Genomic DNA, 18,732 nt, shown 5'->3' on the forward strand with positions numbered 1-18,732 from the left:
AATATACAAATCAAGCAAAATACCGCGCATGCATAAGAAATCCCCTCTTGGCCGTCCTGCTGGGCGGGGATTTCCTGTTAGACAGAATCAGTTCCCAATCTATGACTGCTTGCTAGGTGGAGAAAAGAGCGCTTCGACTGGAGAATTGCATCATGTTGGCGATAGTAGGCTCGTGATATATTGAAAACGGTTTCACCAAATTATTGGGGGAGGTTTGTCATGTCAGCCACCAAGCCACGATCGCTGCGTCGTATTCTGTCCGTCACGCTTTCCGCCGCATTGACCGTCAGCGCATGCATGACCGGTGTTACCGGTTTTGCAGGCACGGTCCGAGCGGCCTCCGGCTTTGTGCCGCCGCAGGCCGTACTCGATCATCTGCACAAGGATGATTGGGGCGAATTGCGAAACATTCTGTCAGGTATTTACGGCACGATCACCACGCCGCTTAAGATTACCGACGTCAACTCAGGAAAATACACCATGGGTCAGCTGGTCGGCAACGGGGACATCGGCGCGATTGCCGCCGGCATTTCGACGACGTCCCAGCAGTTTTACTTTGCCAAGCAGGATTTCTGGGGAACGCTTCATGCGCAAAGCAATGCAGTGAAGGATAACCAAGGGATTTTGTCGGGAGGCGGTCTTTCCATCGGACCGACAGGCGCCGCAGGCAGCAAGGCCGCTTCGGTGTTTAACATGAAACAGGACCTTCTTAACGCGCAAGTGATCACAACGCTTCAGCTTAAGGATACCGCCGGCAGTGATGCTACCATCACGATGAATTCATGGACGGCGGACACCGACAACGTGTTCGTCACGGAAATCACGAACGAAGGGACAAGTCCCGTGACGCTGAGCGCCAAGCAGTGGGTGCCGGCTATGGCGTATGCTTCGGGTTCGGCGACAGACCTGACGGATGCCCAAAGCACGTATCCCTACACGGGAGGAATCGATTCCAAGGGAAACAATCCTGTGCTGTGGACCACGCGGGACACAAATGCGGGTGCGAACGGCAACACTTCGAATTTCCGCAGCCGCATGGCTACGGCAACAACAGTGGTCGGTTCACAGCTGGAGAATGCACGTCAAAAAATAGAGGCAACCGACTACTACGATAGCAACAAGGGGAAATATTACAATTCTCTCGGGGAAGCCGGCGATTTCACGGTGAACGCCGGGTCGAAGGTTTATGTCCTCAGTTATTTTGCCAGCAGCAGCGGTCCGTACAATGCCATCAAATCCGTATCTCAAGTGCAGGCGGACGCGGTATCCGGAATTGCCTCCTACACGACGGAAGAGGCGATTAATCGTCTGAAGCAAGAGCATTCGGACTGGTGGAAGAACTATTGGCTGAAAAGCTATGTACAATTCAACGACGCCGACCTGAATCAGTATTATTACGGCTCGCTCTATGTGCTCGGAAGCTCCAACCGGCCTACGAGCGCAAACGGTAAAGTGAACAAGTACAATCTTCCCGCTTCCATGTACGGCCCTTGGATTCCGGCAGATAACATGGGCTGGGGAGGGCGATACTTCCTGAACTACAACCAGCAGGCGCATTACTACGCCTCAGGTTCCACGAATCGGATCGAAACGGCCGTTCCTTATAACCGGGTCATTGCCTACGACAAACCATGGCAAATCAACAATGCCGCAGCCCAAGGGCATGACGGAGCGGTTCATGTACGAACGCTCTCCCCCTTCCATCTGATGGCAAGCGCGCAGCCCGCCTTGAATCCGAAGACATCAACGAAGGTGTACGGCTTTAATGCCAGTTCCACGGACCAGAAGTCGAACGGCATGTTTGCCGTCGTTCCGATGGTGTTCTATTACGAATACACCTTGGACGAGGAGTATTTGCGCAACGTCCTGTATCCATATCTCAAGGAGCTCATGAAATTTTACGATTCCTATGTGCTCCGACAGGACGACGGAAACGGACTATATCACTACTCGGTGATCGGATCATCGATTCATGAGGGTGACGCCGCGGACATCAATCCCGATCTCGATATCGGCGCGATTAAATTTTTGTCCAATTTCCTCAGCTTGCACGCGTTCAAAATGAACGAAGATCCGGCCAGCCTCACGCGTTGGAAGGATATTGCCGACCACACCTCTTTCCCGGAAGCGATGCTTCCGAAAGGGATTTTCAACGCCGCAAATACGGACAATTACGTTCCTACATTGCTCGCGGTCGACTATATGTCGCCCAACCAGGCGCATGTCGATTTGATCGAACCCGGAGATCAGCCGGTAGAGCTCGAGGGAGTCGTGTTCCCTTTTGAAAATGCACAGTTGCTCGATGGCGATCCGGAACTTTTGCAAAAGGTGCGGAACACGCTGGAGTATATGAACGGCTGGGCGGCGGGAAGCTTTGCCGGCTGGAGCAGCCAGAACAACGGATTCCCGAAAGTGTATCCGATCGCAGCTCGAGCGGGCTGGCCGGCGGCCGATCTTCTTGCCAAGTTCAGAATCGCACTTAACGCCAAAGTGCGAACCAGCAATCTCACCTACTACGGCAGCGGAGGGGCCATCGAGACGGTTGCGTCGATGGAAGCGCTGAATTCCATGCTGATGCAGAGCAGCACAACGCCGGAATTGCCGACCACCGTCTGGGCGTTCCCGAACTGGGACAAATCCCGTTCCGTCACCTACGAACGTCTGGGTGCGATGGGCAACGTCGAAATATCAAGTGCCTACGATGCGCAAACGCAGAACGTTCCCTATGTGGACCTGAAGAGCAAGCGTAACGGCAAAATCGCGTTGGTCAATCCATGGACCCAAGGAACACCGGTCATCCGCGAGGTATCTGCGGACGGAACGTTGGGCGCGGATGTCAGCTATGAAATTCGTGCCGGCAAAATCATTTTTGATGCGCGTCAGAATACCCGCTACATGGTCATGAACGATTCTTCCGACCCTGCCGTCCATACATCGGGCATTACGCTAAACCGTTACTCCGCGGATTTGATTCTCGGCGGAACGGGCGAGACGAATACTATAGCCGTTCAAGCTACGGTAGAGGGCAATCCGGGCGATACGGTAACGTGGAGTTCCTCCGACCCGGCAGTAGCTAGTGTCACGGCCAACGGCGCAACGGCGACCGTGACGGCGGTCGGAACCGGCTCCGGCAAAGTGGCGCAAGCCACGATCACCGCTGCGAGCGCTCAGGATCCGGGCATTAAACGCACCTTTAAGGTCAGGGTAGCGGACGTGAGCACAGTTCCGACAAGCCTTACTTTGATTAGTCCAAGCACAGCCACGATTTACGGACCGGCCAGCACGGGCGCTTCCACGGCCAAAGTAACCGGGACCAACAGGCTGCAGCTCACGGCGGCCATCCAGCCTTCCAATGTGTTCGATAAGCGAATCATGTGGAAATCCAGTAACAACAATGTGGCCATGGTCGATAAGAACGGTCTGGTGATCGCCCGCGGAGCGGGAACGGCAACGATTACCGGAACGAGCATGGCGAACCCGGCGCTGCCACCGGTGACCACAACCGTTACCGTCACCGCAGCGGGAGTCGACTACTCCAATGAGGGCAATCTTGCCGCCGTGCTTGAGAATGCCAAAGCCATCTCCATCTATTCCGGCAACAAAACGTCCAGCGGAGGCTTCCGGCGTGTGTCTTCCAGCCCGGATTGGGAGGGTAAGCAGGAGATTTTCCAGATGGCACATATCAACGCCCTGGGTGTGAAAGACAAATATTCCGGCTATTCGACGGTTAACATCAGCCGGGACACCGCCTATTTTGCCGCAGTCGCGCTGAATGAAGCCATCCGGGTTATCGATCCTTCCAAGGCAATTGAGTTGAACGGTATCGATAAAACCTCGCTGGCGGCCGCCATTCAATCCGCCTCGAAATTGACGGATTCCAACTTCGATACCGAGCAGCAGTGGAACGAACTGCAAGCGGCGCTGGCCGCGGCCATTTCGGTCAATGACAATGCAGAAGCAACCCAGGAAGAAGTGGATGCGGCATTGACAGCCCTGCAGGCTGCCATGGCGAAAGCCAAGATTTCGGTATCTGCCGGCCGGGTGCCGGTGGTGGACATATCTGCGGGTACCGCCTCAATCTATGGCAGTCACCTGGTGCAGTTCCTGGCGAGCGGCGTTGCGGCCCGGACTTGGACTGTCACAAATCCGGACGGCTCCGCAACCGCGGATGCCAAGATCGATTCGACGGGACTGCTGTACGCAACGGCAGAAGAAACTTACTTGATCACCTCTACGCCGGCCGGAGGTGAAGCGGAAACGGTCTCCGTCACCGTGAGCAATTTAGCAGCGATGCCTAACCTGGCTTCCAGCACGACAGGTTTCGGCACCTATTTCGGCTCGACGAGCGGCGGCAGCTATCCGCCGAAAAACGCGTTCGACGGCAATGCAAGCACCTTCTACGATCACAGCGCCACCGTTCCTTATGTAGGCTGGGATTTCGGTAAGCCGGCAGCGATGAACATGCTGCGGTTCCTGCCGCGTTCGGGCACGAACGCCGCACGTATTTACCAAGCGAAGCTGCAAGGATCTAACGAATCGCCTACCGCGGGATACGTAGATTTGGTCACGATTACCGATCAGCCGAGCACGGCCAACGCTTCTTCGTGGTATGTCAAAGCGCTGAACAATACGACGGCTTACCGCTATTACCGCTGGCTCGGAACCAACGGCAGCCATGCGAACATTGCTGAAATGGAGCTCTATATCAACGTGGATAAGACCGACTTGGCAGAGACCATTACGGCAGCAGAGGCATTGATCGAAGAGAAGTACACACCGGATTCCTGGGCTGCCCTGCAGTCCGCGGTTCAACGCGCGGCAGCGGTAAACGAGGATCCGAACGCGCCGCAGGAGCGCATCGACTCAGCCGAGCAAGCGGTCAAAACCGCAGTGGCGAATCTCGTCCCCGATACGGAGGCTCCGGTAACCCGGGCTGAGACCGATCCGGCGTACACCGACGGCTGGTTCCGCAGTCCGGTGACGGTGACCCTGACCGCCGAGGACGACGTTTCGGGTATTGCCATGACCGAATACAAGCTGTCCGCAGATGCAGAGTGGCAAACCTACGAGTCACCTGTTGTCCTCAGCGAGGACGGCATCTACGAATTGTTCTACCGCTCGACGGATCGCGCAGGCAACGAGGAGTCGGCCAAGTCACTCACCGTTCGCATCGATCAAACGCCGGCTTCTTTTGAGCTGACGGTGAACGGAGCTCCTTTTGCGGATCAGGCCGTGTTCACGGATGATAAGATCATTTCCTTCGAACTGACCGCTGTAGACGCGACGTCCGGAGCAGCCGACAAGCAGATGTTCTTGGATGGAAAGCCGTACACCGGAGGATCGGCTGTCGATTTAGCAGGCAAGCTCGGAAAACACGAACTTCGGGTCGTTGTCCGCGATGAAGCGGGCAATGTCACAGACCGCACGATTTCGTTCGAAGTGAAGACCGAGATCGGGTCGCTGAAAAAGCTGATCGAGCGGTATATCGCATCGGGCGACATTACAGGCATGTTTGCTGCGAAGCTCACAGAAATCTTGGATAAAGCGCTCTCGCTTCTTCAAAAAGGCGAGGTAAACGATGCGCTGGAAGTGCTGCCGCAAGTCATGCAGCATATCAACCACAACCCGAAACAAGTTACCGTGAGCGAGAAGGCGAAAGCCGTGATCGAAAAGGATCTCGACACGATCATGCGCTCCTTGTCCAAGAAATAACCTTACACAAAAAACCGCACGCCAGCGCCTCGATATGAGCCGCATGGCGTGCGGTACATTGTTTTCAATAGATAGAGGGTAACCGAATGTTTTCGGTTACCCTCTATGTTTACATCGTTACGAAGACTGCGCCGCTTTGTCGCGGAAATCCGAAGGATACACGCCAAAATGCTCGACGAACAATTTGGTGAAATGCCTCGTGCTGAAGTAGCCGACGGCTTCGGCCACTTGATTCACCTTGAGGCTGGGCTGGGTAAGCAGCAGCTGCTTCGCCTTGAGCATCCTTGTGGAAGTCAAATACTTGACGAACGTGACGCCTTGCTTCTTATGAAATACGGAGCTCAAGTAATTGGGCGTCAAGCCGAACTCTTCGGCCAGCTTGCCGATCCCGATTTCCTCCATGTAGTGCAGGTCGACATACCGGATCACGCGCTGCACAATGCTTTCCTGGGAAGCAGAGCCTCCCGCCTCGCTTGCCAGCATCTTGTCTCCAACGGCGGAGAGGGCGTGAAACCATTCGTCGACCTGCATGCTTTCCTGCACCCGGGCGCCGACTGTTGTCCGGACGAAGCGGGTCAGCGCACGGCACGAGGGCGAATCGGGATGCCAGTCCCGCGATTCTTGTTTCCGAAGCTCTCCGAGACGCTTGGCGTATTCGATGAAATCCCGCCGGCTGCACGAATCGGTGAGCAGCATCCAGGCTTTGGAACGTTCGAGCCGACCGGCGATTGAGGCTTCCGCACGCAATATCGAAGGCGTAAGAACGGTGTCTTCGGGCCGGAATATCCGCAAAGGCGCAAGCGAGTGAAGCTCTTCCGCCTGTCGGAGCAAGGTCCGGATGTCACCACATGAATCTGTGAGCAGAGCGGTCACGGAAAAGCCGTCATCCTCCGAACCGCGCAGAACGTGTTCCGCCGATTCCCGCCAAGGAAACCGCGTGCCTGACCTTGCAATTCCTTCGATTGCCGGCCACGCCCAATAACAAGACATCCGGTGCGGATCGTCGCCTGAGCTGCAAAACCTTACTTGGGTACGGAACTCGGCGGGAACGGTTACGTCGAGAAGCTTTCCGACAACCTTCTGCAACCGGGATTGCGTGTCATCCGCCGCGCGTCGGCTATCCGCCACCACTTCCATCGCCGCAAAGGAATATTCGGGAAAAGGATTCTGCGATCCGCCCGCTAAACGAGTATGAAGCTCCCGGATCTGCAGGCTTATCCAATGCTCGAATTCGCAGTTGAGGGAATGCGCCTGCCTCTGCACTTCCCGGAGGGTATGCTGCACACACGAGGCAAGCTCGGCCGGGTCGGCCGGCTTTAGCAAATAATTCGTGGCTCCAAGCCGAATGGCCTCCTGGGCATACTCAAATTCGGTGAAGCCGGTCAAAATAATCCAATGCGCTCCCGGCGCTTTTTCCTTGCCCAATCTTATGGCATCGAGCCCGCTCAGCTTCGGCATCCGGATATCGACGAAGACGAGGTCCGGAGATTCCGAATCCAGAAGGGCCAGCAGTTCTTCGCCGTTTCGCGCTTCTCCCGCGATCCGGATGGGGAGGTCCAGCTCTTCCAGCATGCTTCTCAGGCTGGAACGAACGAGAATTTCGTCGTCTGCAATGAGGATGTTCATGAGGCGGCAGCTCCTATCGGAATTCGGATGACGGCTTTCGTCCCGTGCCCTGGACGGCTGGTGACGGTGAAAGTCGCGTCCGGATCGTTCATGAGAAGGCGGCTTCGGACGTTCGACAGCCCGACATGTCCTTGCGACGAGGCTTGTATGGAGTCGAAACCCAATCCATCGTCTTGCACCGTGATTTCCACGTATTTCTTTCCATTCTCCTGTACGGCATGTGCCGTCACCAGAAGGACATTTTGTTTCTCGTCCGGCTCGATGCCGTGGATGACAGCGTTCTCCACCAACGGTTGAATGAGCAGCTTCGGGATGGGTACGCCCGCAAGTTCTTCCTCCCACTCCACGTGCGCCGTGAAACTTTCATCGAACCGGGTTTGCTGCAGCAGGCAATATTTTTGTAAGAATTGGAACTCTTTTTCGATGGTCGTAGTCTGATTGTCTTCGAGCGTGTATCTCATCATGGAGCTCAAGGAGAGGATGGCGTTTTCCAGTTCCTTGGTTCTGCCTTGGCGGTTCAATCCGATAAAGCCGTTCAGCGTATTGAAAAGGAAATGGGGACGAATCTGCGACTGCAGCGCCCGATACTCGGCGTTTTGCGTGGCCAGCTTGGCGCGGTATTCCTGGTTGATCAGCTCATCCAGACGAGAAACCATGCTGTTAAGGGAAATACCGAGCTGGGCGATTTCGTCTTGTCCTCGAGCGACGAATCTTTCGGACATGTCTCCCATTTTGGCTTTGCTCATGATCAGGTTCATTTTTTTGAAGGGTTTGACGATCCATCGGGAGAAATAGAGAAATACGCCGAATGTTACCGTAAGCGCTCCTGCCGAAAGCGTCAAGGCGAGGACATATATCCAGCGCACCTTGGAATCGAACTCCTGATTGGAAAGAAAGACGGCGATCCGCCAACCGAACCGGCCGACCTTATCCGACACCGCCGTGTACGCGTCCGTTTGCCATTCGTTCTCCTGATGAAATTTCGGCAGCATCGACGTCAGTTCCTGGGGCAGCTTGGAGCTGGAATAGAGAACGCTTTCATTTTGATCTAAAATAACGATCGTAGACGAGACGTTAAAGCGGGTGTCTTTGGCGATTCTCCGCAAAATCTGGGTATCGGCATCGGCCAAAATGACGGCTAACGGCTGTCTGGAGTCGGGATCCTTGATCAGCCGGGCTACGGAGAACACTTGGCGGGCCGGACTCGCCGTGAAATAGTTCTGCGGATGCGAGCTGACAATGACGCCGCGGCCGTCCGCTTCCACCGCTTGCCGGTACCATTCCTGCTCCTGAAAAGGAAACTCCCGTACCAGCTCGAACTGTCCGCCCTTGGCCGTCAAATAGGCGGGGCCGGTTCTCGGAATGATGATGGTGTTGAGGATGTCGGGGCGTGTGTTGATCAAGTATTGCGGCAGCGTTCCGCTCAGCGCGCGGTCGGTTTTCAGCTTCGTATACTCGTTCGCCGTCCGGTACCGGTCGTTGGCTTTCAGCTTCAGGGCGTACATCACCTCATCGCTGAGATAAGGAGAGGTTGACAGCCGGTCCAAATCGTCCAAGTAAGTCTCGATATTCCTCGACATCGCGGCTACGGTGCCCGCGGTGAGCTGTCGGGTTTCCCGGGTCAACATGCCTTGGATATAGTAGGGCAGCGCAAACGCCGAAATGACGAACGGAGTGACGATAAAGAGAACGTAAAAAATGGTCAGTTTGAAGCGCAGCGTATGGAACAGTCTCATGTCGGATATCGACCCCTCTATTTATTAAGGTATCCTTTGCGGGTGCCGGGGGTCAATAACGATTGTTCGCCAGTGTAGAAAATAGCGCTCTCATCGTAGATAAGTTACATATGAAAGCGTTCGCATCATGAGGTAGATTAAAGGCAGCAGGGCGTTCCCGCCCTCAATCCACATACCAGGGGGACATAGCATGAAAAGATCGAAATGGTTGCTGCTGCTGAGCAGTTTGCTTCTGTTAAGCTTCACACTGGCGGCATGCGGCTCCGGAAGCAAGGGCAATAACGCTTCTTCAAGCGCTCCGGCATCCTCGCCGGCGGCCTCATCTGCAAGCCCGTCCGCAAGTTCTTCCGCGTCAGACAAAGAAGTGACGTTGACCGTCATGACGAACATTGTCGGCGAACCGTCGAAAGTGCTCGAGGAAATCGCAAAAGCTTTCGAATCCGAAAATCCGAACATTAAAGTCGAATTCAGCGCTCCCGGCGCCGAATACGAGAATATCATGAAAGTCAAAATGGCCTCCAACGCCATGCCTGACGTGTTCTCCACGCACGGATGGGCCAAAATCCGTTACGGTCAATACCTGGCCGATCTGAAAGACGAAGCGTGGGCTTCCCAGATCGACGACGCCATCAAGCCGGCCGTCACGGACGAATCCGGCAAAGTGTACGTGCTGCCGATCGACCAGGATAAGTCCGGTCCGGTCTACAACAAAGAGGTGCTGGACAAATACGGCGTGCAGGTGCCGACCACATGGGACGAATTCATGAAAGCCTGCGAAGAAATCAAGACGAAAAGCAAAGGCGCAGTGACTCCGATTCATATCGGCGGCGCGGATTCCTGGCCGATCGGACAATTCTTTGACTTCATGGCGACGCCTTCGTTCATCAGCGCGCCGACGAACAATGCTTCCCAGCTGCTTGACGGTTCCTTCGATTGGAAGAACTTCGACAAGCTGCCGCAAATGTTCCTCGACCTTCAGAAGAAGGGCTACCTGAATAAAGACGTCCTGACCGCCAAATACAGCGACAGTGCTAAAGCGTTCGGCGAAGGCAAAACGGCTTTCGGCTTCTACGGACCGTTCCTGATCGAAGAAGCCAAGAAAACGAATCCGAACGTCAAAGGCGGCTTGATGCCGATTCCTTCTGTCGTTGCGGGCGATCAGCCTACGCTTGCCGGCGGCGAGAAAGCAACTTGGGGCGTATGGAAAGATTCGCCGAACCAGGAAGCCGCCAAAAAATTCGTCGCTTATTATGCGAAGCCTGAAAATGTCGCCAAATTTGCCAAGGCGGACGCTCTGCCTCCGGGCATCAAAGGCGTGGACATCGATGCGGGCGACATGACTGCCGACTTCCAAAAGTACGCTTCGACTCCGGTAATCCCTTACTTCGACCGTGTCTATCTGCCGAACGGCATGTGGGACGTGATGTGTAAGAACGGACAGGATCTGCTTGCGGGCGGCATCAACGTCAGCCAGTTCTCGGAAAATATGAAGCAAGAGTATGAGCGCCTTCGTGCCGCTTCCAAATAAGGCGGACTGACGAGGGGAATGGAGGCGGCCTGCCTGCAGAGAGACTGCAGCGGGCTGCCGTTTCCATTCGCAAGAGCGAACAGAGAGAGAGGAGGAAGAGAACCGATGCAGTCAGCGCAACCTCTGCCGCAGAACAACCGGAGGCCGGCTAAACCGCCTTCATGGATTCGCAAATTTTTTCAATCGCCCACGGCTTTGAATCTCATGTACGTCCCCGCACTCCTTCTGTTCGGGGTATTCATTCTATATCCGCTTGCCAAAGGCATCCGAATCTCTTTCACCAACTGGGACGGCTATTCGCAGCAATCGACCTGGGCCGGCCTCAAAAAGTATTCCTTGATGTTCCATGATAAGAAAATCGCGACAACGGTGAAAAATACGCTGATTTACGGGCTCGGCAGCACCTTGCTTCAAAACTTGTTCGGGCTCGCCTACGCTTTATTTCTCGATCGGAATATCCGGGGCAAGGGACTGATCCGGACGGTCGTATACCTGCCGGTGATTATCAGCCCGCTCATTATGGGATATATTTTTTACTTCTTTTTTCAATATGACGGGGGAGCGCTCAACGACATCATGATTTGGCTGGGCAAAGAGCCCCTCGACTGGCTGTCCAACGGACCTCGCGCCGTCAATATCATCACCCTCGTGAATACCTTTCAGTATATGGGCATTGCGATGATTATTTATTTGGGAGGATTGCAGTCGATCCCGAAGGATTATTATGAAGCGGCGCAAATCGACGGGGCGAGCTGGGGCTCGCAGTTCCGCAATATCACTTGGCCGATGCTCGCGCCCGCCATCACGGTGAACATCGTCATCAACATCATCGGCGGGTTGAAGCTGTTCGACGTCATCGTCGCCATGACGAACGGCGGACCCGGCTATGCCTCTCAGTCGCTGTCCACAATGATGTACAATCTCTATTTCGCCAGACAGGATGCCGGCTATGCCGCAGCGCTCGGCAATCTGATGTTCGTGATTATCCTGATCATCAGCATGGCCGCGCTGATTATGCTCCGCCGAAAGGAGCTGCGGTTATGAGCAAGGCCGTTTCCCGTACTCTTTCGGTGTTGATCGTTCTCTTTCATTTAATCCCGTTCTATTTGCTGGTGAATCTCTCTTTCAAGCCGTCCAACGATACGAGCAGCAAATGGCTGCCTCCCCACACGATATACGGGGGGAATTTCAAAAACGCGTGGGTGAACGCGCATATCGACAGAGCGCTCATGAGCAATTTGATCGTCACCATAAGCTCAGTCGCGCTTGTTGTACTGCTCGGCGCATTCGCTTCGTATCCGCTCGCTCGTCATCGCACCCGCTGGAACAATTTCGTTTACGGACTCAGCATTTCGTGCTTGATCGTTCCTGCACTCACCATTCTGGTGCCGCTCTACAAGTTTGTGGTGGACATCGGCGGAATGAATCACTACTGGGCCACAATCCTGATTCAGGTCACCTTCTCGCTTCCGCTGACCATCTTCCTGCTGACGGGATTCATGGGCACGGTGCCCAAGGAGCTGGATGAAGCCGGCCTGATTGACGGGTGCAGCCGGTATGCGATTTTTTTCCGGATCATTTTGCCTTTGCTGAAGCCGATCGTCGCCACTATTATCATCGTCATCGGAGTTCAGGTTTGGAACGATTATCAATTTTCCGTGTTTTTCTTGCAGAAGCCGCAGGTGAATACGATTCCGGTCGCCTTATCCATGTTTATCTCGCAGTTCTCCAACAATATCAACTGGGTGGCCGCGGGGTGTTTGATCGGAATGCTGCCGCTGACCGTGCTCTACCTGTTCCTGCAAAAGTATTTCATCAAAGGAATGGCGGACGGCGCGATCAAAGGGTAAGCGCGATTCGCGGTCCGTCCGTTCAGACAACCGGGGGAATGAACCGATGCCCATCCATTACGACGCCTTGAACGGCGTCTTTCATTTGCAGACACCGAACACGAGCTACATCATCCGGTTGATCCGCGGAAACGCGGCGCACGTTTACTGGGGACCCAGGCTTCGTACAGCCGTCTGGCCCGGTATGCTCACCTTTGAAGAAAGGACCGGCTTTTCGCCCAATCCTTTCCCGGACGACAAAAGCATCGCTTATGACACGCTGCCTCAAGAGTACCCGGGCTACGGAACCGGAGATTACCGGACGCCGGCTTATCAAGTGCAGTTTACCGATGGTACGACCGTAACGGAGCTTCTCTACGAATCTCACCGGATTCTCTCCGGAAAGTCGCGGCTCGATGGGCTCCCGGCCACTTATGTGGAGGAGGATGGGGAAGCGGAGACGCTGGAGCTGACGTTGGCGGATGCGAGAACGGGCTTACGTGTGGAGCTGCTCTACTCGGTTTTCCGGGAGCACGATGCCGTTGCCCGATCGGCTCGGATCGTCAATGCCGGCGGGCAGACGGTCTCGCTGCTTCGGGCATTGAGCGCGAGCGTCGATTTTCGTCATGCCGATTATGAGTTGCTGCATCTGTCGGGTTCTTGGTCGCGGGAGCGGCATATCGAACGGCGTCGGCTCGCGTCCGGCGTGCAAGGCGTGAGCAGCAGCAGGGGGGCAAGCAGCCACCAGCACAACCCGTTCGTGGCGTTGCTGTCGCCGAACGCCAGTGAGGACGCGGGTGAAGTTTACGGCTTTAGCCTGGTGTACAGCGGAAACTTCACCGCGAAGGCGGAGGTGGACCAGTTCCGCACCGCGCGCGTATCGCTGGGCATCCATTCGTTTGATTTCAGCTGGCGGCTCGAGCCGGGGGAAGCATTCCAGACGCCGGAGGCAGTGCTGGTGTATTCCGGTGAAGGGCTCGGAGGCATGTCCCGCGTCTATCACCGGTTGTACCGCGAAAGACTGTGCCGCGGGGAGTACCGGAACCGTCCGCGTCCCATCTTGGTCAACAACTGGGAAGCGACGTATTTCGATTTCGACCCGGATAAGCTGACGGCGATTGCCGAGGAAGCGGCCGGCCTGGGCATCGAGCTGTTCGTACTCGACGACGGCTGGTTCGGCAAGCGAAACGACGACACCAGCTCGCTCGGAGATTGGTTCGTGAACCGGAACAAGCTGCCGCAGGGGCTGGATGCGCTCGCGAGCCGGATGAACGGCATGGGCTTGCGGTTCGGTTTGTGGTTCGAGCCCGAGATGGTATCCCCGGACAGCGAGCTGTACCGCAAGCATCCCGACTGGTGCCTGCACGTGCCCGAAGCGCGGCGCACTCAGGGAAGAAACCAGCTCATCTTGGATTTGTCCCGGGAAGATGTCCGCTCCTATATTGTCGAGACAGTCGGCGAAGTGCTCGCTTCCGCGCCGATCGATTACGTGAAGTGGGACATGAACCGGCACATGACGGAGATCGGCTCCGCGAAGCTTCCGCCGGAACGTCAGCGGGAGACGGCGCATCGTTATATTCTGGGCTTGTACGAAGTGTTGGAAGCGATCACCGCCCGGTTTCCGAATGTGCTGTTCGAATGCTGCTCGGGAGGCGGCGGCCGTTTCGATCCCGGGATGCTGTACTACATGCCGCAAACCTGGACGAGCGACAATTCGGATGCGGTCAGCCGGCTGTATATCCAGTACGGAACCAGCCTCGTCTATCCGATTAGCGCGATGGGCGCCCACGTCACGGCCGTTCCAAATCATCAGGTTCACCGCACGACTTCATTGCGCATGCGCGGCGATGTGGCCATGTTCGGCAATTTCGGGTATGAGCTCGATTTGTCGCAGCTTACCTCGGAGGAGAAGAAAATAGCTGCCGGGCAGGTGATGGAATATAAAGCGTTGCGCAGCCTGATTCAATTCGGTGAATTTTATCGTTTGCGGAACCCGTTTGAAGGGAACGACGCAGCCTGGATGGTCGTATCCGAGGATCGCTCGGAAGCGTTCGTCGCGTATTTCCGGGTGTTATCGGAATCCTATGCTCCGACGGGTTGGTTGAAGCTGAAGGGCTTGGATCCGGAAGCCGAATATGTCGTCGAAGGCAGCGGAGAGCGTTACGGAGGGGATCAGCTGCTGCATGCGGGTGTCGCAATCCCGTCTTTGCAAGGGGATTTTCAAAGCGCAACCTGGTGGTTGAAACAGCGTGCTTAACAGCTCGCGATACTAAATGATTCATGGGAGGTTATGAGCATGACGCATGAAAACTATCGGTGGGCGGGCGGGTTCCCGAAAATCGGCATTCGGCCTGCCATTGACGGACGGCGCAAGGGTGTTCGCGAATCGCTCGAAGAGCAGACAATGAACATGGCGAAGGCGACGGCCAAGCTGCTGTCGGAAAGCCTGCGTTATCCGGACGGCTCGTCCGTCGAATGTGTCATTGCCGATACGTGCATCGGCGGTGTGGCGGAATCGGCGGCTTGCGCGGATAAGTTCGCCAAGGCGGGGGTGGGCGTATCGATTACGGTTACGCCTTGTTGGTGTTACGGAACCGAAACGATGGATACGGATCCGACAATACCGAAGGCGGTGTGGGGCTTTAACGGAACGGAGAGGCCCGGTGCGGTCTACTTGGCGGCGGTGCTGTCGGGATACGCGCAAAAAGGTCTTCCGGCGTTTGGAATCTACGGCGAGCATGTACAGGATGCCGGCGACACTTCGGTTCCGAAAGATGTGCAAGGGAAACTGATCGCTTTCGCGAAAGCGGGCTTGGCCGTGGCAATCATGAGGGGGAAATCGTATCTCTCCATGGGTTCCGTATCGATGGGGATCGCCGGCTCGGTCGTGAACGATTCCTTTTTCCAAGATTATTTGGGGATGCGCAACGAATATATCGATATGACGGAGTTCGTACGCCGGATGGACGAAGGCATTTACGATCCTGCAGAATTTGAGGCCGCGCTGAAATGGGTGAAGGAGAACTGCAAAGAAGGACCCGACAACAATCCGCCGCATCTGCAAACCTCCCGAGAGCAGAAGGACAAGGATTGGGAGACGGTCGTCAAGATGACGATGATCGCCCGGGACCTCATGGCCGGCAATCCGCGTTTGGCGGAGCTCGGCTTCGGGGAAGAGGCGCTGGGGCACCATGCCATATTGTCCGGATTCCAAGGGCAGCGGCAATGGACGGACCATTTTCCGAACGGAGATTTCCTGGAGTCGATCCTGAACTCCTCGTTCGACTGGAACGGGATCCGAGCCCCATACCTCGTGGCCACGGAAAACGACAGTCTCAACGGAACGGTTATGCTGATGGGCTACCTGCTGACGAATACGGCGCAAATTTTCGCCGACGTCCGGACCTACTGGAGCCCGGAATCGGTCAAACGGGTGACCGGTCACGAACTGACAGGGCCTGCAGCCGGCGGATTGCTTCATCTGATCAATTCCGGCTCCGCGGCTTTGGACGGCACCGGAGAGCAGACGAAGGACGGCAAACCTGCGATGAAGCCGTTCTGGGAGATCAGCGAGGAAGAGGCGGACAAATGTCTGCAGGCAACCTCTTGGCGTCCGGCATCGGTGGAATATTTCCGGGGAGGCGGCTTCTCGTCCGATTTCCTGACACGCGGAGGCATGCCGATGACGATGTCCAGAATCAATCTCATCAAAGGCATCGGACCCGTGCTTCAAATCGCGGAGGGCTACTCGGTCGAATTGCCGGAACACGTGCACGATGCGCTCGACAAGCGGACGGATCCGACCTGGCCGACGACCTGGTTCGCTCCGATTTTGACCAGACGCGGGGCATTCCGTTCGGTGTACGACGTGATGGATAACTGGGGAGCCAACCACGGTTCCGTTAGCTATGGTCATATCGGTGCCGATCTGATCACGCTCGCTTCGATGCTTCGCATCCCGGTGAACATGCACAATGTGGCGCCTGAGCGAATTTTCCGCCCTCGTGCATGGAGCTTGTTCGGCACGGACGATATGGAAAGCGCTGATTATCGCGCCTGTTCGAATTATGGGCCGCTTTACGGGCGTTGACGAAGGGGGCATTCAGCATGAGCGGCAACGGCCGAATTCGCGAGGAACTGTGCAAGTACGCGCAGAAGACCGTCGCAAACAAACTTGTCGTCGGTCCCGGCGGCAACATCAGCGCTCGTCACGAAGGAAAAATGTATTTGTCTCCAAGCGGATTCGCCTTGGATGAAATCGCTCCGGAGCAATGGGTCGAGGTCGACATCGCTTCCGGAAGCGTCATCGATATCGGCTTGCGTCCCTCTTCCGAGGTCCTCATGCACTTGTACGCTTACCGGGCGAATCCCGGGATCGGGGCCATTGTGCATACACATCCGCCCTTTTGCATCGCTTTCTCGCTGGTGGAGCGGGAGCTGCCGATCATGTTCCCGGATCAGGCCGCCCTTGTCGGAAGAACGACGTACGTTCCCTACGTGCTTCCGACGACGGACATACTCGCGGAAGCTGTCGCGGAGAAGGTGAACGAAGCCAGTACCATCGTGCTCGGCAATCATGGACTCGTGACGACCGGCCGCAATTTGAGAGAGGCGTATTACCGGACGGAAGTTGTGGAAGAGAGCGCGAAAATTTATTTGATCGCCAAATCCGTCCGGGAACCGAAAGTGCTCAGCGACGAGGAAGTGGATGAAATCGCCTCCTTGGAGAGCGAGGCCTATCGAATCCAGCTGCTTCAGAAAATGAAGTAGGCAGCCGCGATAAGAGGTGAACGCCCATGTGGGAAATACCCGCCGCCCTGGCATTCGATCTCGGCGCGTCCAGCGGGCGCGCTTTGATCGGCCGGCTGACGGTAGAGGCTGACGGCCGGCGAAAGCTCGAAGTGTCGGAATTGCACCGCTTCCCGAACTATGCCGTTCAGGTCGGACGCCATTTGCATTGGGACATTTTGAGACTGCTTCATGAAATCAAAATTTCCATTCGAAAGACCTTTCGGGAAGGTTATCAACCGGCTACTTTCGGCATCGACTCCTGGGGAGTCGACTTCGGACTGCTGGATGCGGATGGAGAGCTGCTCGGCAATCCGTATCATTACCGGGACCCTCAAACCGAGGGACTGATCGAGGAAGTGAACGGGCTGATCGGCAGTGAGGCTTTATATCGGCAAAGCGGCTTGCAATTTATGCCGTTTAACACCCTCTATCAACTTTTAGCAATGAAAAAGGCCGGTTCGCCGAAGCTGCAAATTGCCGACACGCTTTTGCTTACCCCCGATCTCTTGATGTATTTGCTGACAGGTGTGCGAGTATGCGAGTTTAGTATGGCGACGACCACCCAGTTGTTCCATCCGGTGGACAGAGCTTGGAACACCGGCTTGATGGAGCAGCTCGGCATTCCGCCGCATCTGTTTTTGAAGCCCGTTCTACCCGGTCATTCGGTCGGACCTTTGGCCCCGGAAGTATGCCGCGAACTCGGAGTGCCGGCGGTAACCGGGGTTGCCGTCGGCTCACACGACACGGAATCCGCCGTAGCGGCCATTCCGGCCGAGGCGGGTCCGTTCGCTTATCTCGTATGCGGAACCTGGTCGCTGCTCGGCACGGAAATGGATTCCCCCTTGCTGACGCCGGAGGCGATGGAGCTTCAGTTCTCGAACGAAGGCGGCGTGGGCGGGACTTACCAGCTTCTCAAAAATATTATGGGATTATGGCTGCTCCAAGAGTGCAAAAGAGAGTGGGAGGAAGCGGGCAACGAAATCGGTTATCCCCAACTGGTAGCCGCCGCGGAAGCAGCGGAGCCGTTCCGGTCTCTCGTTAATCCAGATGACCCGAGGTTCTACGGGCCCGGCGGGATGACAGACAAAATCCGGGCCGTTTGCCGTGAAACCGCCCAGCCGGAGCCTCGAAACGAAGGGGATTTCGTGCGATGCATCCTCGAAAGTTTGGCCCTTCGCTATCGCCAGGCGCTGGACCAAGCCGAAAGGCTGACCGGCTACAGCTTTGAGCGGTTGCATATGGTGGGAGGAGGCATCCAAAATCGGCTCTTGTGCCGGTTCACAGCGAATGCGCTCGGGCGTCCCGTATGGGCCGGACCCGTGGAAGCCAGTGCCATCGGCAACCTGCTGGTGCAATTTATCGCGCAGGGGCTGTGCACGGATTTGAATGACGCCCGCCGGTTGTCGGCCGCATCGTTTCCGGTTGAAGTGTACGATCCGCCGGAAGACGCTTCCGAGTGGGAGGATGAGTATGAACGGTTCTGCCGCGCATGGCGTTAAAAGAAGGGGGT

10 protein-coding genes are annotated in these 18,732 nt (G+C 56.0%); 8 read left to right on the forward strand and 2 right to left on the reverse strand.

What is annotated here, in order from left to right:
• Window positions 1-219 precede the first annotated feature (219 nt).
• On the forward strand, window positions 220-5,712 hold the full coding sequence (locus E5161_RS16055; RefSeq protein WP_136778859.1) for an OmpL47-type beta-barrel domain-containing protein: 5,493 nt from the start codon (window positions 220-222) through the stop codon (window positions 5,710-5,712).
• Window positions 5,713-5,829: 117 nt separating this feature from the next.
• Here E5161_RS16055 and E5161_RS16060 read toward each other — a convergent pair whose 3' ends face one another.
• The gene (locus E5161_RS16060) at window positions 5,830-7,338 is read right to left on the reverse strand and encodes a response regulator transcription factor (RefSeq protein ID WP_136778860.1); all 1,509 of its coding nucleotides are present in this window, start codon (window positions 7,336-7,338) and stop codon (window positions 5,830-5,832) included.
• Window positions 7,335-9,074, reverse strand: a complete 1,740-nt coding sequence (locus tag E5161_RS16065) for a cache domain-containing sensor histidine kinase (RefSeq protein ID WP_136778861.1) — start codon at window positions 9,072-9,074, stop codon at window positions 7,335-7,337. Before E5161_RS16065 ends, E5161_RS16060 begins: the two co-directional genes overlap by 4 nt.
• Window positions 9,075-9,264: 190 nt before the next feature.
• On the opposite strand from E5161_RS16065, the gene E5161_RS16070 reads away from it, so the two are divergent.
• From E5161_RS16070 to E5161_RS16100, 7 genes are all read left to right on the forward strand, one after another.
• Window positions 9,265-10,602, forward strand: coding sequence for an ABC transporter substrate-binding protein (locus E5161_RS16070; RefSeq protein ID WP_136778862.1), 1,338 nt, complete (start codon window positions 9,265-9,267; stop codon window positions 10,600-10,602).
• Window positions 10,603-10,707: 105 nt separating this feature from the next.
• Complete coding sequence (locus E5161_RS16075) at window positions 10,708-11,646, forward strand: carbohydrate ABC transporter permease (RefSeq protein ID WP_136778863.1); 939 nt, start codon at window positions 10,708-10,710, stop codon at window positions 11,644-11,646.
• Entirely contained in the window at window positions 11,643-12,452 is an 810-nt protein-coding gene (locus E5161_RS16080; protein ID WP_136778864.1) for a carbohydrate ABC transporter permease, read from the forward strand. Before E5161_RS16075 ends, E5161_RS16080 begins: the two co-directional genes overlap by 4 nt.
• 46 nt (window positions 12,453-12,498) lie before the next feature.
• Window positions 12,499-14,688: an alpha-galactosidase gene (locus tag E5161_RS16085; protein ID WP_136778865.1), complete on the forward strand. Its 2,190-nt coding sequence runs from the start codon at window positions 12,499-12,501 to the stop codon at window positions 14,686-14,688.
• Between the two features lie 39 nt (window positions 14,689-14,727).
• Entirely contained in the window at window positions 14,728-16,521 is a 1,794-nt protein-coding gene (locus E5161_RS16090) for an L-fucose isomerase (RefSeq protein WP_136778866.1), read from the forward strand.
• Between the two features lie 17 nt (window positions 16,522-16,538).
• Window positions 16,539-17,201, forward strand: coding sequence for a class II aldolase/adducin family protein (locus E5161_RS16095; RefSeq protein ID WP_136778867.1), 663 nt, complete (start codon window positions 16,539-16,541; stop codon window positions 17,199-17,201).
• 26 nt (window positions 17,202-17,227) lie between these two features.
• The gene (locus tag E5161_RS16100; RefSeq protein WP_136778868.1) at window positions 17,228-18,721 is read left to right on the forward strand and encodes a rhamnulokinase; all 1,494 of its coding nucleotides are present in this window, start codon (window positions 17,228-17,230) and stop codon (window positions 18,719-18,721) included.
• Window positions 18,722-18,732: the final 11 nt, after the last annotated feature.

This window comes from Cohnella pontilimi (assembly GCF_005049045.1).
GTDB lineage: Bacteria > Bacillota > Bacilli > Paenibacillales > Paenibacillaceae > Cohnella > Cohnella pontilimi.

What these genes read in the sequence shown, in the direction of transcription:
- E5161_RS16055 (WP_136778859.1), top strand. Translation starts at nt 220, where the DNA reads ATGTCAGCCACCAAGCCACGATCGCTGCGTCGTATTCTGTCCGTCACG.
- E5161_RS16060 (WP_136778860.1), bottom strand. Translation starts at nt 7,338, where the DNA reads ATGAACATCCTCATTGCAGACGACGAAATTCTCGTTCGTTCCAGCCTG.
- E5161_RS16065 (WP_136778861.1), bottom strand. Translation starts at nt 9,074, where the DNA reads ATGAGACTGTTCCATACGCTGCGCTTCAAACTGACCATTTTTTACGTT.
- E5161_RS16070 (WP_136778862.1), top strand. Translation starts at nt 9,265, where the DNA reads ATGAAAAGATCGAAATGGTTGCTGCTGCTGAGCAGTTTGCTTCTGTTA.
- E5161_RS16075 (WP_136778863.1), top strand. Translation starts at nt 10,708, where the DNA reads ATGCAGTCAGCGCAACCTCTGCCGCAGAACAACCGGAGGCCGGCTAAA.
- E5161_RS16080 (WP_136778864.1), top strand. Translation starts at nt 11,643, where the DNA reads ATGAGCAAGGCCGTTTCCCGTACTCTTTCGGTGTTGATCGTTCTCTTT.
- E5161_RS16085 (WP_136778865.1), top strand. Translation starts at nt 12,499, where the DNA reads ATGCCCATCCATTACGACGCCTTGAACGGCGTCTTTCATTTGCAGACA.
- E5161_RS16090 (WP_136778866.1), top strand. Translation starts at nt 14,728, where the DNA reads ATGACGCATGAAAACTATCGGTGGGCGGGCGGGTTCCCGAAAATCGGC.
- E5161_RS16095 (WP_136778867.1), top strand. Translation starts at nt 16,539, where the DNA reads ATGAGCGGCAACGGCCGAATTCGCGAGGAACTGTGCAAGTACGCGCAG.
- E5161_RS16100 (WP_136778868.1), top strand. Translation starts at nt 17,228, where the DNA reads ATGTGGGAAATACCCGCCGCCCTGGCATTCGATCTCGGCGCGTCCAGC.